Annotated in this window: 14 protein-coding genes; 5 read left to right on the top strand and 9 right to left on the bottom strand. The window is 62.3% G+C overall.

What is annotated here, in order from left to right:
- Position 1: 1 nt before the first annotated feature.
- The 4 genes from ACB034_RS14380 to dmeF all read right to left on the bottom strand — a co-directional run bounded on the left by ACB034_RS14380 (position 2) and on the right by dmeF (position 5,022).
- Positions 2 to 1,036 carry an ABC transporter ATP-binding protein gene (locus ACB034_RS14380; RefSeq protein WP_268855693.1) on the bottom strand — a complete coding sequence of 345 codons (1,035 nt, stop codon included), beginning with the start codon at positions 1,034 to 1,036 and terminating at the stop codon, positions 2 to 4.
- A gap of 97 nt (positions 1,037 to 1,133) precedes the next feature.
- The gene (locus ACB034_RS14375; protein WP_342010912.1) at positions 1,134 to 2,759 is read right to left on the bottom strand and encodes an iron ABC transporter permease; all 1,626 of its coding nucleotides are present in this window, start codon (positions 2,757 to 2,759) and stop codon (positions 1,134 to 1,136) included.
- A 39-nt stretch (positions 2,760 to 2,798) separates the two neighbouring features.
- Positions 2,799 to 3,806, bottom strand: a complete 1,008-nt coding sequence (locus tag ACB034_RS14370) for a Fe(3+) ABC transporter substrate-binding protein (protein ID WP_223380408.1) — start codon at positions 3,804 to 3,806, stop codon at positions 2,799 to 2,801.
- 274 nt (positions 3,807 to 4,080) lie between these two features.
- Positions 4,081 to 5,022 (bottom strand): CDF family Co(II)/Ni(II) efflux transporter DmeF, encoded by a 942-nt coding sequence (gene dmeF, locus ACB034_RS14365; RefSeq protein WP_371173110.1) that lies wholly within the window; start codon positions 5,020 to 5,022, stop codon positions 4,081 to 4,083.
- Between the two features lie 70 nt (positions 5,023 to 5,092).
- On the opposite strand from dmeF, the gene ACB034_RS14360 reads away from it, so the two are divergent.
- The 3 genes from ACB034_RS14360 (at position 5,093) to ACB034_RS14350 (ending at position 7,849) form a co-directional block, all read left to right on the top strand.
- A complete protein-coding gene (locus tag ACB034_RS14360; RefSeq protein WP_026456226.1) occupies positions 5,093 to 5,368 on the top strand; it encodes a metal/formaldehyde-sensitive transcriptional repressor in 276 nt (91 codons plus the stop codon).
- Positions 5,369 to 5,510: 142 nt separating this feature from the next.
- The gene (locus ACB034_RS14355) at positions 5,511 to 6,707 is read left to right on the top strand and encodes an aromatic amino acid transaminase (protein ID WP_371173109.1); all 1,197 of its coding nucleotides are present in this window, start codon (positions 5,511 to 5,513) and stop codon (positions 6,705 to 6,707) included.
- A gap of 209 nt (positions 6,708 to 6,916) precedes the next feature.
- Positions 6,917 to 7,849, top strand: a complete 933-nt coding sequence (locus ACB034_RS14350; protein WP_371173108.1) for a LysR family transcriptional regulator — start codon at positions 6,917 to 6,919, stop codon at positions 7,847 to 7,849.
- Between the two features lie 47 nt (positions 7,850 to 7,896).
- Here the strand turns inward: ACB034_RS14350 and ACB034_RS14345 are convergent, their stop codons facing one another.
- The 5 genes from ACB034_RS14345 to ACB034_RS14325 form a co-directional block, all read right to left on the bottom strand.
- On the bottom strand, positions 7,897 to 8,220 hold the full coding sequence (locus tag ACB034_RS14345) for a DUF1820 family protein (RefSeq protein WP_371173107.1): 324 nt from the start codon (positions 8,218 to 8,220) through the stop codon (positions 7,897 to 7,899).
- A 112-nt stretch (positions 8,221 to 8,332) separates the two neighbouring features.
- On the bottom strand, positions 8,333 to 9,223 hold the full coding sequence (locus ACB034_RS14340) for a YjjW family glycine radical enzyme activase (RefSeq protein ID WP_371173106.1): 891 nt from the start codon (positions 9,221 to 9,223) through the stop codon (positions 8,333 to 8,335).
- An 11-nt stretch (positions 9,224 to 9,234) separates the two neighbouring features.
- Complete coding sequence (locus tag ACB034_RS14335; RefSeq protein ID WP_371173105.1) at positions 9,235 to 10,761, bottom strand: YjjI family glycine radical enzyme; 1,527 nt, start codon at positions 10,759 to 10,761, stop codon at positions 9,235 to 9,237.
- Positions 10,762 to 10,885: 124 nt separating this feature from the next.
- On the bottom strand, positions 10,886 to 11,218 hold the full coding sequence (locus tag ACB034_RS14330; RefSeq protein ID WP_042070476.1) for an AzlD domain-containing protein: 333 nt from the start codon (positions 11,216 to 11,218) through the stop codon (positions 10,886 to 10,888).
- A 2-nt stretch (positions 11,219 to 11,220) separates the two neighbouring features.
- Positions 11,221 to 11,943: an AzlC family ABC transporter permease gene (locus tag ACB034_RS14325; RefSeq protein WP_042070478.1), complete on the bottom strand. Its 723-nt coding sequence runs from the start codon at positions 11,941 to 11,943 to the stop codon at positions 11,221 to 11,223.
- A gap of 531 nt (positions 11,944 to 12,474) precedes the next feature.
- Here ACB034_RS14325 and ACB034_RS14320 point away from each other — a divergent pair.
- Both ACB034_RS14320 and ACB034_RS14315 read left to right on the top strand, forming a co-directional pair.
- Positions 12,475 to 13,605, top strand: a complete 1,131-nt coding sequence (locus ACB034_RS14320; protein WP_042070480.1) for an AI-2E family transporter — start codon at positions 12,475 to 12,477, stop codon at positions 13,603 to 13,605.
- The gene (locus ACB034_RS14315) at positions 13,595 to 15,124 is read left to right on the top strand and encodes an efflux transporter outer membrane subunit (RefSeq protein WP_371173104.1); all 1,530 of its coding nucleotides are present in this window, start codon (positions 13,595 to 13,597) and stop codon (positions 15,122 to 15,124) included. The genes ACB034_RS14320 and ACB034_RS14315 overlap by 11 nt, the downstream gene beginning before the upstream one ends.

The following is a 15,124-nucleotide window of genomic DNA, read 5'->3' as shown; positions in this document are numbered from 1 at the left end:
GTCACGGCAATGGATCAAACAGCACCAGCGCATGGGGGGCAATGTTGACCCGCGCCCGCTCACCGGCGAGGGGTTCGCCTATGCTCGCCTCCAGCCGCTGCCCCTGGATGTCGAATATCACCCGGCAGTGGTGGCCGAGGAATTGCTGTTCCAGCACTTTCAGCTCGCCACCGACCGCAGCCTCCAGCGACAGTTGCTGGGGCCTGAGCATCAGCTGCACCCGCTCGCCCACCGCCCGACCGTGGGGCTCGGTGCCGCACACCACGCCGAGTGCAGTCTGCACGCAGTGGCTGTCCACCACTTCGGCGGCCAGATAGTTGACCCCACCGAGAAACTCCGCCACGAAGCGGTTCTGCGGGCGGCGGTAGAGCTGCTCCGGCTGGCCCACCTGCTCGATATGACCGGCCCGGAACAGCGCCAGTCGATCGGCGAAGGCGAACGCCTCCTCCTTGCTGTGACTGACGAAGATGGCGCCGATCCCCTGCTGCTTGAGCAGGGCGCGGATCTCGAGGATCAGCTTCATCCTCACCTGGGTATCGATGTTGGAGAAGGGTTCATCCAGCAGCATCAGCCTGGGTTTGCACACCAGGGCGCGGGCGATGGCGACCCGCTGCTGTTGGCCACCGGAGAGCTGGTGCGGATAGCGATCCCCCAGCCCCTGCAGGTTGACCAGCGCCAGCGCCTCTTCCACCTGCTGCTGGCGAGCCGAACGATCGAGCCGGGTCAGCCCGAAGCCGACGTTGTCCGCCACCGTCAGATGGGGGAAGAGGGCGTAATCCTGGAAGATCATGCCGATGTTGCGCGCCTCGGGCGGCACACTCGCATCCGGCCCGTCCAGCAGGGTGTCGCCCAGGCGGATCGCCCCCTCTGCCAGTGGCATCAGACCGGCGATGGCCTTGAGCAAGGTGGTCTTGCCGCAACCGCTCGCCCCCAACAGGCAGACGATCTCGTTGTCGGCCACCGTCAGGGACAGCTGTTCCAGCACATTGCGACCGTTGTAACGGCAGCTGACATTCTCAACCTGCAGGCAAGACACGACTTACATCCTCATATGCTTTTGATTCAAACCGGCCGTGGCCGGTCGACCATCCGCGCCAGTGCGGGGTGGCGCTGTTTATAACATGTTTTCGGGGTCAGTGGCCCGGGCCATCCAGGCTGCGGTTGACCCAGATGAGCGGCAACAGGCCCACCAGCACGATGACGATGGCGCCGAGCGCCCCCCGTTCCAGCATCTCGTCCGACACAAACTGGTAGACATGGGTCGCCAGGGTATCGAAGTTGAACGGCCGCAGCAGCAGGGCGGCGGGCAGCTCCTTCATGGATTCGATGAACACCAGCATGGCACCGGCAAACAGGCCGCGGCGCACCAGCGGCAGATGCACCCGCCGCAGCATGCCGCCATCTCCCTGTCCCAGCGATCGGGCAGCCATGTCGAGGCTGGGGGAGATCTTGCCCATGCTGCTCTCCACCGAGCCGATGGCGATGGCCACGAAGCGCACCAGATAACCGAACACGATGGCGGTGAGGGTGCCGGTCAGCAGCAGGCCCGGTCCCTGACGGCCGAGCCACTCGGCCAGATCGTTGATACCAAAATCGAGGGCCGTCAGCGGCACCAGCACCCCGATGGCGAGCACTGTGCCCGGCATGGCATAGCCCATGGCAGCGATGCGCAGGGGCAGCAGGCTTTTGACTCCACCGTCGAGGCGGCGGAAGAAACCGAGCAGCAGGGCGATCCCCATGGCCAGCAGGGCGGTCAGCGCCGAGATGAGCAGGCTGTTGCCAGCGAAGCGGACAAACTCCGGCGTCCAGGAGAGTTCGAAGTAGCGCACCCCATAATCCAGCAGGATGACGAACGGCAGGCCGAAACCAGCTAGCACCAGCCCCCAGCACCAGATCGCAGCCAGCCAGCGGCGCGCCCCCTTGAGCGGGTAGCGCAGCGGCTGCTCGTGACCCATCGACTTCTGGAACACCTGCTGGCGCTGGCGAGAGCGACGCTCCATCGCGATCAGCAGCACTACCGCCAGCAGCATCAGGCAGGAGAGCTTGGCGGCGGTGGCCAAACTGCCGTAGCCGAGCCAGGTGTCATAAACAGCGGTCGTCAGGGTGTTGATGGCAAAGAAGTGGACGGTGGCAAAATCGGCCAGGGTCTCCATCGCCACCAGCGATACCGCCACCATGATGGCCGGGCGCGCCAGCGGCAGGCTGAGACGGCGAAAACTCTGCCAGGGGGTGCAGCCCAGCAGACGGCTGGAGTGAATGAGGCTGACCGACTGCTCCAGAAAGGAGGCGCGGGTCAGCAGATAGACGTAGGGAAACAGCACCAACGCCAGCACCCAGGCGGCGCCACCGAGGGAACGGACGGCCGGAAACCAGTAATCGGCGGGAGATTGCCAGTCAAACAGGGTGCGCAGCCCCGCCTGCAACGGACCCGAGTAGTCGAGCAGATCCGTGTAGACATAAGCCACTATGTAGGAGGGCATGGCCATGGGCAGCATCAAGGCCCACTGCAGAGCACGGCGCCCCGGCACCTGACACATGGCCACCAGCCAGGCGGTGGGCACGCCGAACAGCAGGCTGAGCAGCACCACCCCGATAACCAGCCCCAGGGTATTGCCAAGATAAGCGGGAAGCACCGTATCGGCGAGATGACGAAACAGATCTCCGTCAGCCGAGAAGGCAGAGAAGACGAGGGCAAGCACCGGCAAAGCCAGCAGCAGGGCGGTGGCCCAGCTGCCGGTAATCCATCCAAAATTTTTCATGTGTCCACAGATGTTGATGGGGCCGTTGGCCCCATCTGATTACAAGTCGAATTTCACTTCATCCAGCAGTTGCAAGGCGTCCTTGCGGTGCTTGGCGTAATCGCTGACCGGCATGGGGTCAGACTTGAAACTGCCCCAGGACTTGACCATGGCGGAGGGCTCAACCCCGGCCTTGACCGGATACTCGGCATTCACGTCAGCATACATGTGCTGGGCGGTGTCGCTGGCCAGGAACTCCATCAGCTTCTGGGCAGCCTCTTTGTTCTTGGCATACTTGGTCATGGCCACGCCGCTCACGTTGACGTGGGCACCGCGATCCCCCTGGTTCGGGAAGTTGATATAGACAGCATCAGCCCAGGACTTTTGCGCCGGATCTTTGAGCATGGCGCCCAGGTAGTAGCTGTTGCCCAGGGAGACATCACAGATGCCATCCTTGATCGCCTTGACCTGATCTCGGTCGTTGCCCTGCGGCTTGCGAGCCAGGTTGGCCTTGACCCCTTCCAGCCAGGTTTTTGCATCCGCCATGCCGTGATGAGCGATCATGGAGGAGACCAGGGCCACATTGTACTCATGCTTGCCGCTGCGAGTACAAATTTTCCCTTTGAATTCAGGTTTTGCCAGATCTTCGTAGCTGATGGTGTCCAACTTGCCGAGGCGCTCCTTGCTGGAGTAGATGGCGCGCACGCGAGTGGTCAGGGCGAACCAGCGGTTCTCCGGATCACGATAGATGGAGGGGATGTTCTCCTGTAGGATCTTGCTGTCTACCGGCTGCACCAGGCCCTTGTCCACCAGATCGGTCAGCCGGCTGATGTCGACGGTCAGCATTAGATCCGCCGGGGAGAGCTTGCCTTCCCGCTCCAGACGCTCGTTCAGACCCTCTTTGGCGAACACCACATTGACCTTGATGCCCGACTCTTTCTCGAATTGCTGGATGATGGGCTTGATCAGCTCATCCTGGCGGTTGGAGTAGACATTCACTTCCCCTGCTGCAAAAGCCGATTGAGCCGCCAACGCAGAAAAAGCCAGTGCCAACATCTTCATTTTCATCATCCATTCCTTGAGGTAGTTAGAGTGAGAACTATTGCCGTTTGCATTCTGCATATTACCCACCCTGGAATCAAGGCCGACCAGATGTGTGGAGTCACATATTTAAATCAGGATGAATAATGCGGGCGAAGCACTCTGCGGCGAACAAGCCTCCGTCCACAGGAGGCTTTCCAGCAACAAATCAGGAGAGAGAAAGAGGTGGCACACTCACGCCCCCAGTGCCGCAACCTGGTGGTCGCGGTTGGGATGCGGGGGTCGATGACCCCCTTGAGGCTCAATGGCCGTTGACCTCTATGGTCACATGCACCAGCTCTTCGTGGATGGCGAGCCGCTCGCGGATCTGCCCGGCTGGCAGAGGCGCCGCCATCAGCAGGGAGAGTACACAGGCATACTGCGCCTGCCCCACCCGCCACACGTGGAGATCGCGGATCTCGGTATCGGGCAGCTCTGCGATCACTTCGCGGATCTCCGCCACCACGGGGTCGTCCATCTCGGCGTCCAGCAGCACTCGTCCGGTCTGGCGCAGCAGCCCGACCGCCCAAACCCCCACCAGACCGGCCCCCACTATGCCCATCACGGGATCCAGCCAGTCGGCTCCCCACAACATGCCCCCCACCAGGGCCAGAATGGCCAGCACCGAGGTGGCGGCGTCCGCCAGCACGTGGATATAGGCGGCGCGCAGGTTCAAGTCACCATGACCATGATGATCGTGATGATCGTGATGATCGTGGCTATGATGGGCGTGACCGTGGTGATCATGGCCGTGGTCGTCCTTGAGCAGCCAGGCGCAGGCCAGGTTGACCAGCAGACCCAGCAGGGCGATGGCGATCGCCTGCTGGTAGTGGATCTCGCTCGGGTGGAGCAGCCGCTCCCCCGACTCCACCAACATCAGCAGGGCCACCCCCACCAGCATCAGGGCGCTGGTGAAGCCCCCCAGCACCTCGATCTTCCAAGTGCCGAAGCAGAAGCGGTGATCCCGCGCGAAGTGACGCGCCGCCCGATAGGCCAACACCGACAGCCCCAGCGCCAGGGCGTGGGAGCTCATGTGCCAGCCGTCGGCCAGCAGGGCCATGGAGTTGAACCACCAGCCGCCCCCGATTTCGGCCACCATCATGATGACGGTGAGCAGCACGGCCCAGCGGGTCTTGCGTTCGGCGAGCGGATTCCCCTCGTGAATGACGGGTTGATGGCAATGGGACGAGGCGAGGGATGACATGGATTTCTCCTGATGCGGGACATGCCATATACTATACCCCAGTATAGTTTTATCGATCGAGGGGATCCTGATGTCACACACCATTCACGGCAAGAAGAAGCTACTGACGCGGGTTCGCCGCATCAAGGGCCAGGCCAGCGCACTGGAGCATGCCCTGGAACAAGAGAGCGACTGTGCCGCCATCCTGCAGCAGATCGCAGCCATTCGCGGCGCCGTCAACGGCCTGATGCTGGAGGTGCTGGAGGGCCATATGCGCGAGCATCTCGGCGCCGCAGAAGCCACTCCGGCCGAACGCATGGAAGATCTCGACCAGGTGGTCAGCGTCCTGCGATCCTACCTGAAATAATCGGGGAGCCCCCGGCCCGCAAATGATCGCCTGAAGCCGCCATCCCCACGTGCGCCGGGCTTGAGCCCTCGCCCGCTTTACGCCATGATGACCGCCGATCATTGATCGCCATCATCTGGATTTTATTTCGCAAGGACCCCCCATGTTTGAACACGTCGACGCCTACGCTGGCGACCCCATCCTGACCCTGGTCGAGACCTTTCACAAAGACCCCCGTGAGCAGAAGGTGAACCTGGGAATCGGTCTCTATTACGACGAGCAGGGTCGTATCCCGCTGCTGCCGTCGGTGCAGCAGGCCGAGGCCCAGCGCGCCGCTGCACCGGCGCCGCGTCCCTACCAGCCGATGGAGGGTGCCGCCAACTACCGCACCGCGGTGCAGCACCTGCTGTTTGGCGCCGACCACGAGGCGGTCAAGGCCAGCCGCATCGCCACCATCCAGACCATTGGTGGCTCCGGTGCTCTCAAGATCGGCGCCGATCTGCTCAAGCGCTACTTCCCGACCTCCGAGGTGTGGGTGAGCGATCCCACCTGGGACAACCACAAGGCAATGTTCGAGGGGGCCGGCATCAAGGTGCACGACTACCCCTACTATGATGCGGCCACCGGCGGCGTCCGTTTCGACGCCATGATCGACTGTCTGAACCAGCTGCCGCCGCAAAGCATCGTGCTGCTGCACCCCTGCTGCCACAACCCGACCGGGGTGGATCTCTCCCGCGCCCAGTGGGATCGGGTCATCACCCTAGTGGTCGAGAAGAAGCTGATTCCCTTTATGGATATCGCCTATCAGGGCTTCGGCGACGGCCTGGAGGAGGACGCCTACGCCATTCGCGCCATGGTGGCCGCCGGCGTCAGCTTCTTCGTCAGCAACTCGTTTTCCAAGAACCTCTCCTTCTACGGCGAGCGCTGCGGCGGCCTGTCGGTCATCTGCCAGAGCGCCGAAGAGGCAAGCCGGGTGCTGGGCCAGATGAAGGCTACCGTGCGCCGCAACTACTCCAGCCCCCCCACCCACGGCGGCCAGATCACCGCAGCCGTGATGAGCCAGCCCGAGCTGCACGCCATGTGGGTCGATGAGGTGACCGAGATGCGTACCCGCATCAAGGGAATGCGCCAGAAGCTCTATGAAGTGCTGAGCGCCAAGGTGCCGGGCCGCGATTTCAGCTATTTCATCAACCAGCGTGGCATGTTCAGCTACACCGGTTTCACACCGGAGCAGGTCGACCGCCTGCGCGAGGAGTTCGCCGTCTACCTGGTGCGCTCCGGTCGCATGTGCGTGGCCGGCCTCAACAGCCGCAACGTCGACTATGTGGCCGATGCCATGGCCGCCGTGCTCCAGGGCTAATTCCGTCAGCCCCGCTTTGGCGGGGCTTTTTCTTGCCCCCTGCCCGCTTTATGCAACTTCAGAAGTCATCAGATACCTGATTGCCCTCTCCCGCCCAGACATGAGTACGCCATCCGGTCACCCCGAATTGACTTCCCAACCTTGGCGCTCGCCAGTACCGTAGGCAGCTTGTCGATTCTTTTCGCTTTCATCCTCTTTCAGGAGCCTTTATGGATCTGATCGCCCTGTCCCGATTGGGAGGACGCCATCTGGTCACCCTGCACCTGCTGCTCGACTACCAGAGCGTCACCCGCTGCGCCGAGCGACTCTGTACCACCCCTTCCACCGTCAGCAAGACCCTCAACCAGTTGCGGGAACTGCTCGGTGACCAGCTGCTCTACCGCCAGGGCAACCAGTTGCTGCTCACCCCCTTCGCCGAACGGCTGGCACCTACCCTGCATCGGCTGCTGAGCGAGCTGAGCAGCCTGACCCAGCAAAACGCCTTCGACCCTCTGCAGTGGCAGGGCACCCTGCGCCTGGGGATGCGGGAGAGCATGATGACCTGGCCAGTCGGCCCCATTCTGGGCCAGCTGATGCAGGAGGTGCCCGGGCTGGTTCCCGAGATCTGGAACAAGGATGAACAGGGGCTGGAGGCGCTGGTCGCAGGCAAGCTCGATTTCGTGATCCTGCCCCATGATCAGAGCCAGCCCCTGCCCCGCCAATCCGGGCTGGTATGGGAAACCCTGCGGGAAGAGAAGCTCGTCTGCCTGCTGCGCCGAAATCACCCGGCCCTGGCGCGACACTGGGATCTCGACGCTTACCTGAGCTGGCGCCATATCGCCATTCGCGACAACGAACTGGCCAATCCCTTCTTCGAGCAGAGCCTGGCCCAGCAGCAGGTAAGGCGCCAAATTGGCGCCACCATGCCGGATTTTTCCAGCGCGGCAGCCCTGCTGCCCGGGACGGATCTGATCCTCACCGCCGTCGGCGGCTGGGCCGCCCACATGGCAAAGCAGGCGGATCTGGCGCTGCGTCCCGCCCCGTTCGATTACGGCAAGGTGAGCCACAGCCTGGTATGGTATGGCCCGACCGGAGAGAGTTCGGCACGCAACTGGTTCCGGCAACGGATCCTGGCGCTGGGGCGGGATCTCTCGCCGCCCTGAGCGGGCGGCAAGTCATATTCAGGCTGGGCGAAACATGACCCCGGCTATCAGGGACGCTTGGTATAGATGGGACCGGGGAAGGGAGAGACGTTGTTACCAAGCTCGGTGATGCGGGCAGCCCCCTCTTTTTGCACCTCATCGATGCGCAGCACCTGGTGCATGGGGATCAGGGTGTGGCGCACATCGGCAAATTCGCTCTTGAGCTTCTCGTGGCTGGGGTCGACGATGAGAGCCGAGTGGGTGTCCCAGACAAAATCCGCAATGTCGATAAAGCCGAACAGCTGCCCCTGATTGACCTCGCGCACATACACCTCATAGCGCTCGCTGTGGCAAATGAACTGAACCCGATATAACGCCTTGCTTTCACTCATGATTATCTGTCATTGAGGGAGAATGGCCGATATTCTAGCCGCCGTCCGGCTCCCCGACCAATAGACAGAAATCACAGTTGCAGCCTTTATCCTGCCCGGCAGATCCGGATAACTACTCACTCATCAGGGCTGGCAACGAGACTGGCCCCAAACCGATCCCGGTTAGCCGATTGGCCAGCAAGACCAGTTCGCTGCGGGATGCCTGCGGCCAGTTTCGTGCCTCGCCGCGCACCCCGTGGTGACGAAAACCGTTGAGGCGGATGGGCACAGATCCCAATCGCCGCAAGAAGGCAACCAGGTCAGGCGCCAGCTCCCCCTGCTCATCGAGAAAATCGCTGCGCCCCGGCACATGGAGCAGGCGCAGTTCGGCCAGCTTGCCCTCCTCCGCCAGCAGTTGCAGCGAGGCCAGCACCCGCTCGCGGCCATAGCCGGTCAAGGAGAGATGTACCGACTCTCGCCACCCCTTCAGATCGATCATGGCGCCATCGAGCACGGGCAACAGTCGCCGCCAGCCGGTTTCCGCCAGAGATCCATTGCTGTCGAGCAGGCAGGTCAGGTGCGCCAGATCCTGCGCCTGCTTGATGGCGGTGAACAGGGCGATCACGAAAGGGAACTGGGTCGTCGCCTCGCCGCCGGAGACGGTAATGCCGGTAAGCAATGGGCCGTAGCGGCGCAGCAGGGCCAGCACCTCGGCCACCGTCATGATGCTGGTCTTGGGGCTGGCGCTGCGGGGGCAGATATCCAGACAGGCATCGCAATCGGTACAAAGCGCCGCCTGCCAGCTCACCCTGCCCTCATCCAGGGTCAGGGCCCCGCTTGGGCAACCTGGCACGCAGTCACCACAGTGATCGCACAGCCCTATGGTGTGGGGGTTGTGGCAACTTGGGCAGTTGAAATTGCACCCTTGCAGAAACAGCACCAGGCGGTTGCCCGGCCCGTCGACACAGGAGAAGGGCAACACCCGGCTGACCCGGGCGCTGCACTGCCTGGCGCAATCCTTCATGTCGCCGCCATTCACAGTTCGCTGACGAGCGCCTCGTGGGCGATGACCCGCGGCGCCCGCTGGCGGATGGCGGTCACCTCGCTCGCCTCGGCACCGAGACAGGTGGTCTGCAGGCGCGAACCCTCTTCGGCAAAACGGGCCACATCGCTTTTGCGGATCATGTAGCCGGTCACCCGCACCAGATCGCTGTCCGCCACGTTGGCGGTGAACTCCCGCATACCGATGGCGAGAGCCCCCTTGCACAGCTGCAGCAACGCCTGCGGATTCTGGCGAATGGTGGGATCCAGCGTGAGGATCTCGCTGATCCCCGAGTGGTAGAAGCCGTGATGGGGCGCCAGGGCCAGCACATGGCTGGCGGGATCCGGCTCCTGACCATAGGGAATGCGCACCCCCGGGGTCACGCCCACATCCACGCTGAGACCGCCCTGGGAGTGCAGCAGCGCATGGCCGCGCCAGGCATGGGGCTGAGGCGTCTCCTGCACGTAACGGGCAAGCTGGGCAGAGATGCGATAGCCAAGCTGGTTCGCCTCCTCCTCACGGCCGTAGCGATCCGGCAGATTCTCCTTGTCCATCAGGATATTGACCGCCTCCGCCATGCCATAGATGCCAAACATGGGGACGAAGCGCTCCTCTTCCAGCAGCTCCTCCTTGATCAGGAAGCTGTCGAAGAAGCCGGACTCACTGTGCAGAAACGCGGCGCGCGCCGTGATCAACTGGGAGGCAAGGCGACAGTAGTGGGGCAGCAGGCAACCGAGAAAATCGTCGATCCCCTGCGCCTGTTCGGCCACCCGCTTGAGGGAAATGCGCACCAGGGTGTTGGCGCCACCGGCCAGCGGCAGGGCGTTGTAGCAACTGACGATGCCAAAGCCGCGCTCGTCGAAGGTCGCGCTGTGGATCGGGTAGTTGGCGATATGGGGCTTGCTGCAACTGGCGATATTCTTCACCCCCTGCAACAGCAGCGCATCCGGCGTCACGGCAGGATCGTGGAACAGGGTCAGATTCGGCGCCACCTGCTTGAGCTCGCCGTCGATGCGCAGGATCAGGCGGCACAGACGGTTGTCATCCGGGCCAATGTTGACGTGCATGAAGGCATCCGGCAGCACCCGATCCAGATAGATCCAGAATGCTTTCAGCTTGCGATAGAGCGCATCGTCATCCAGCCCGCCGACGAAAGGCAGCAGCAGGTGATCGAGCCGCCCCAGCCAGACCGGCATGCCGGTGACGGAAGGGACATGGTGATAAAGGATGCGCAGGGCATCGAGCGCCTCGTCAAAGTCCTGTGGCGGAGCCAGCTCCAGCCAGGCGGAGCCCTGACGGAGGAAACGTTCATAATCGGGCAACACATAGCGCGGTTTGTAGGGAGCATGCCCTTCGAACATGTCGCAGATAAACCCCTGCGCCATCGCCTCGCTTACCGCCTCGGGCAGGTCGGGATAGGGCAGGGCATTTTCGGCGGCCAGCGCCAGGGCGTGGCTCTTCTGGGCCGGTGACAGCAGGGGATCGCGAACGATACGCTGGCAGGCTTGGGTGAAAGACATGGGGCGCTCCTATACAGATGACACCATATCCTTACCCTTTGAAGGCCTTTTTTGAAGTGACATTGGCAACATGGCGGATGTCAATAAATGACATCCGCCATGCGGGATCACGCCCCGTTCGCCATCAGGACAACAGCACTGCCACGCCCCCCAGCCAGCGCAGTAGGAAGAAGCCCCCCATGCCGACCACGACCACCACCAGGGTCGGCAGCCGTAGCAGGGTCAGAACCGTCACCAGCAGGGTGGCGGCCAGATAGTCGGGATCCCAGGAGATCCCCTGCCCCGGCTCGTAACTGAAGACGATGGGCAGCCAGATGGCGGTCAGCACCGACTGGGCCGAGAAGCTGAGGAAGGCCCCCATCTCGGCACCGGGCTGATAGCGGGTCAGGCGCGAGAAGAAGGCGAAGCGGTTGCAGAAGGTGATCAGGGCCAGCAGGCCTATCATCAGCCAGGTCATGCTTATCTCCTCATCCGGTGCAGCACGTATCCCACCACCATGCCGGAGAGGGCCGAGACGATGATGTAGACCTCCGCCAACAACGGCTTGGTGAGCAGCGCCATGGATCCGCTCACCAGGGTCGCCGCCACCATGGGCAGGTTCTTCATGGCGGGAATGGTCATGGCGATAAAGGTGGCCGCGATGGCGAAATCCAGTCCCATCTGATCCAGACCGTCGATGTACTGGCCGGCGGCGATGCCGAGCAGGGTCGCCAGATTCCAGAACAGATAGAAGACGAAACCCGCGATCAGGGCATAGGCGGGGTCGAAGCGCCCGTTGTGCTCCCTGTCCTTGAGCGCCACCGCGAACATCTCGTCGGTCAGAAAGAAGGCGAGACTCGCGCGCCAGCGCAGGGAGAGCGGCAGCACGTCACGGCGAAAGGTAAAGCCGTACAGCAGATGCTGGGAGGTGATGACAATCGTTGACCCCATGATGGGCAGCAGCGGCGTGCCCGCCCCGAACAAAGTGGTGGCCGAAAGCTGGGCCGCGCCGGCATAGACCAGCAGCGACATGCATTGGGCCTGCAGCGGGCTCAACCCGACCTGCAGCGCCAAGGCGCCGCACAATATCCCCCAGGGGATGACCGAGATGGAGAGGGGCAAAATATCGAGTGTCGCCTGCCACCAGCGCACTCGGGACAGGCGAGAAGCACCGCCAGACAGCGCTGCAGGATTGACGTCCATATCTGTTTTCCACAACCGAACAAAACCAGCAAGCTACCATAGCCGCGCAGAAACGCTAACTTCTGTCGCAAGTGATGACTCTGTCAGTGCCAGCACGTCGTGCTTGCTCGGCGCCCCCTGCCCATAACCGGTATGATTTCTGTCATGGAGGATGCAAAAAATATTTTCCACGCCCTTCAAGACGCGCCGCAGAAATAGATACTGATAACTCAGCTAACAACCATAAATGAGCAAAGCTTTATTCTGAAAAATATAAATAACACCACTTATTAAACTTTCTAATTAATCATCAGGCTCTATATTCAAATAATGACTAGCGTATATAAAAGGAGGATATTTGATATTCATCAAAATGTGAGACACTCCAAAGCAGCCATGTAATGCATTGATACACAATGTCATTTAATTGCCTTGTTTTTATAAATAGTTAGCTGGTTAAGCTTGGGGACAGCTAGTGAATTTAAAAATGCCCCGCTGAAAATAACCCCCTATGAGATAAATCCGACTTCACTTTCACCGTGAGAGCCCGCTATGCAATACGATACCAACCCGGAACTGGAACGCCGCTTGTTTAACAAGTTGCTGGATGTACTTATCAAGGCGGGATTGATCCTGGCCCTGGTTATCATCTGCTACGGGATCTTCTCTCCCTTCCTGACCCTGATGCTGTGGGCCCTGATCCTGGCAGTGACCCTCTATCCCGCTCACCAGCGTCTGGCGGCACGACTGGGCAATCGCCAGGGCCGGGCGGCGACCCTGCTGGTGCTGGGAGGCATAGCCCTGATCGTGGTGCCCACGGCGATATTGACCAGCTCGCTGGCCGACACCATCACAAGCCTCATCCACGACATGAGGAACAACACCCTGCAACTCCCCCTGCCCAAGGAGTCGGTGGCGGGCTGGCCTGTCATAGGTGACAAGCTCTATGCCGCCTGGCATATGGCGGCGACCGATCTGCCCGCCTTTATCCAGAGCATGCAGCCCAAGATTGGCAACATCGCCAAGACGGCGCTCGGCATGGTGGCCAGCATGGGGACCGGCATACTGCAGTTCATCCTCTCCTTCGCCATCGCCGGCATCATCATGGCTTACGGCATGCCGGGCCATCAGAGTGCCAAGGCCATCTCCACCCGCGTCATGGGCGATGCCCGGGGTGACGAGTTCGCCACCCTCTGCACCGCTACCATTCGCGCCGTGGCCATGGGGGTGATCGGGGTCGCCTTTATCCAGGCCATCCTGCTGGGTCTCTCGGTCGCCATCGCCGGCATCCCGGCACCCGGCCTTATCGCCCTGGTGGCCCTGATCCTCGGCATCGCCCAGATCCCGGCCGCAGTGATCTTCATCCCCGCCGTCATCTACATCTGGAGCAGCGGCGACTACGCCACCGTGCCGGCCATCATCTACACCGTGATGCTGGTGGCTTCCGGCCTGGCTGACAACGTGCTCAAGCCCATACTGCTGGGACGCGGTGTCGACGCCCCCATGCCGATCATTTTGCTGGGCGCCCTGGGCGGTATGGTATCGAGCGGCATCCTCGGCATGTTTGTCGGTGCCACCCTGCTCGCTATCGGCTATCAGGTCTTCATGTCCTGGGTGGCCGGGCACCACCTCGCCCCCCAGGGTGGCGACAACCAAGCCGCAGAGCCGCAAGATGCCCTCTAAGCCAAGCCGTCACCTTCATCACAGGGCGCCCCTCGGGGTCGCCCTGTTCGGCAGCCTGCTGCTGAGCGCCTGTACCACGCTGGGGCCGGACTATGTCAAACCCGGGGGAGGCGCCGCCGACACCTGGCAGGGGGGCTCCCTCGGCCAGGTCAAGGGAAACTCGTTTGCCGACACCAACGACCAGTGGTGGACCCAGTTCCAGGATCCCGTGCTCGACGCTCTGGTGCAGGAAGCGCTCAGCAAGAACCACAGCGTACGCGCCACCGGCCTGCGCATCCTGGAGGCCAGGGCCCAGCTCGGCATCGCCGATGCCAGTCGCTATCCCCAGTTGCAGCAGGTCAGCGGCAGCGCCATGCCGGTCGGCCAGGTGCGGGATGGCCCCAACACCGATTTCGTGAGCTATAGCCTTGGGGCCAACCTCGGCTGGGAGATCGATTTCTGGGGCAAATTCCAGCGCAGCATTGAAGCGGCCGATGCCAGCTACTTTGCGACCCTGGCCCAGTACGACGATATCCAGGTCCTGATGGCCGCCCAGGTCGCTACTCTCTACGTCAACATCCGCACCCTGGAGGCGCGGCTGCAGATCTCCCGGGAGAACGCCCGCCTGCAACAGCGCAGTCTGGAGATCACCCAGAAGCAGTTTCGCAGCGGCAACAGCGACGAGCTGGACGTGCAGCAGGCCAAGACCCAGTACCTGAGCACCCTCTCCGGGATCCCGGCGCTGGAGGCCAGTCTGCGGCAGAGCCAGAATGCCCTGAGCACTCTGCTGGCTCGCGCCCCCGGCCCCCTGCCCGAGATGAGCGACAACACTGGCAAAATCCCGCACGCCAGCCTGCAGCTGGCCAGCGAGCTGCCGGCAGATCTGATCCGCCGTCGCCCCGATGTGCGCAGTGCCGAGCGACTGATGGCGGCCCAGTCGGCCCTGATCGGCGTCAGCGAGGCCGAGCTCTACCCCTCCCTGACCTTGCTGGGATCCCTCGGCCTCTCGGCCACCTCACTCTCCGGCAGCAGTACCACTCTGGATTGGGGAATAGGACCAAGCTTCAAATGGAATGTGTTTGACCATGGCCTGCTTAGCAATGCCGTGCTGGTGCAGGATGCGCGCTTCCAGCAGCTCAAGGAGAGCTACCAGAACACCCTGCTGACTGCGGCCCGCGAGATCGACGACGCCGCCATCGGCTTTGCCAAAAACGAAGAGCAGATAGGGCTGCTGGAGCAGACAGAGCAGGCCGCCCGCCGCTCCCTCGAGATAGCCAATATCCGCTACCGTGAGGGCATGGCCGACTTCCAGCGGGTGCTCGATTCCCAGCGCGCCCTGTTCAGTCAGCAGGAGCGACTGGTCAGCAGCCGCGGCAACGTGATGCTCAGCCTGATCTCCCTCTACAAGGCGATGGGAGGCGGTTGGCAACAAGGACGCACTCGTCCCCTGCTCGACGAGCAGAGCCGCCAGGAGATGCAATCACGCAGCGACTGGGGCCCCATGCTGATCGATCCCCTGCCCGCCGCCCGTGCCCCCTAA

This window comes from Aeromonas sp. S18(2024) (assembly GCF_041402525.1).
Classification (GTDB): domain Bacteria; phylum Pseudomonadota; class Gammaproteobacteria; order Enterobacterales; family Aeromonadaceae; genus Aeromonas; species Aeromonas enteropelogenes.
This window is presented reverse-complemented; position numbering and strand designations above follow the sequence as displayed.

Coding starts and splice junctions, on each gene's coding strand:
- ACB034_RS14320 (WP_042070480.1), top strand. CDS start 12,475: ATGCAATACGATACCAACCCGGAACTGGAACGCCGCTTGTTTAACAAG.
- ACB034_RS14335 (WP_371173105.1), bottom strand. CDS start 10,761: ATGTCTTTCACCCAAGCCTGCCAGCGTATCGTTCGCGATCCCCTGCTG.
- ACB034_RS14345 (WP_371173107.1), bottom strand. CDS start 8,220: ATGAGTGAAAGCAAGGCGTTATATCGGGTTCAGTTCATTTGCCACAGC.
- ACB034_RS14315 (WP_371173104.1), top strand. CDS start 13,595: ATGCCCTCTAAGCCAAGCCGTCACCTTCATCACAGGGCGCCCCTCGGG.
- ACB034_RS14350 (WP_371173108.1), top strand. CDS start 6,917: ATGGATCTGATCGCCCTGTCCCGATTGGGAGGACGCCATCTGGTCACC.
- dmeF (WP_371173110.1), bottom strand. CDS start 5,022: ATGTCATCCCTCGCCTCGTCCCATTGCCATCAACCCGTCATTCACGAG.
- ACB034_RS14330 (WP_042070476.1), bottom strand. CDS start 11,218: ATGACCTGGCTGATGATAGGCCTGCTGGCCCTGATCACCTTCTGCAAC.
- ACB034_RS14360 (WP_026456226.1), top strand. CDS start 5,093: ATGTCACACACCATTCACGGCAAGAAGAAGCTACTGACGCGGGTTCGC.
- ACB034_RS14375 (WP_342010912.1), bottom strand. CDS start 2,759: ATGAAAAATTTTGGATGGATTACCGGCAGCTGGGCCACCGCCCTGCTG.
- ACB034_RS14340 (WP_371173106.1), bottom strand. CDS start 9,223: ATGAAGGATTGCGCCAGGCAGTGCAGCGCCCGGGTCAGCCGGGTGTTG.
- ACB034_RS14355 (WP_371173109.1), top strand. CDS start 5,511: ATGTTTGAACACGTCGACGCCTACGCTGGCGACCCCATCCTGACCCTG.
- ACB034_RS14370 (WP_223380408.1), bottom strand. CDS start 3,806: ATGAAAATGAAGATGTTGGCACTGGCTTTTTCTGCGTTGGCGGCTCAA.
- ACB034_RS14325 (WP_042070478.1), bottom strand. CDS start 11,943: ATGGACGTCAATCCTGCAGCGCTGTCTGGCGGTGCTTCTCGCCTGTCC.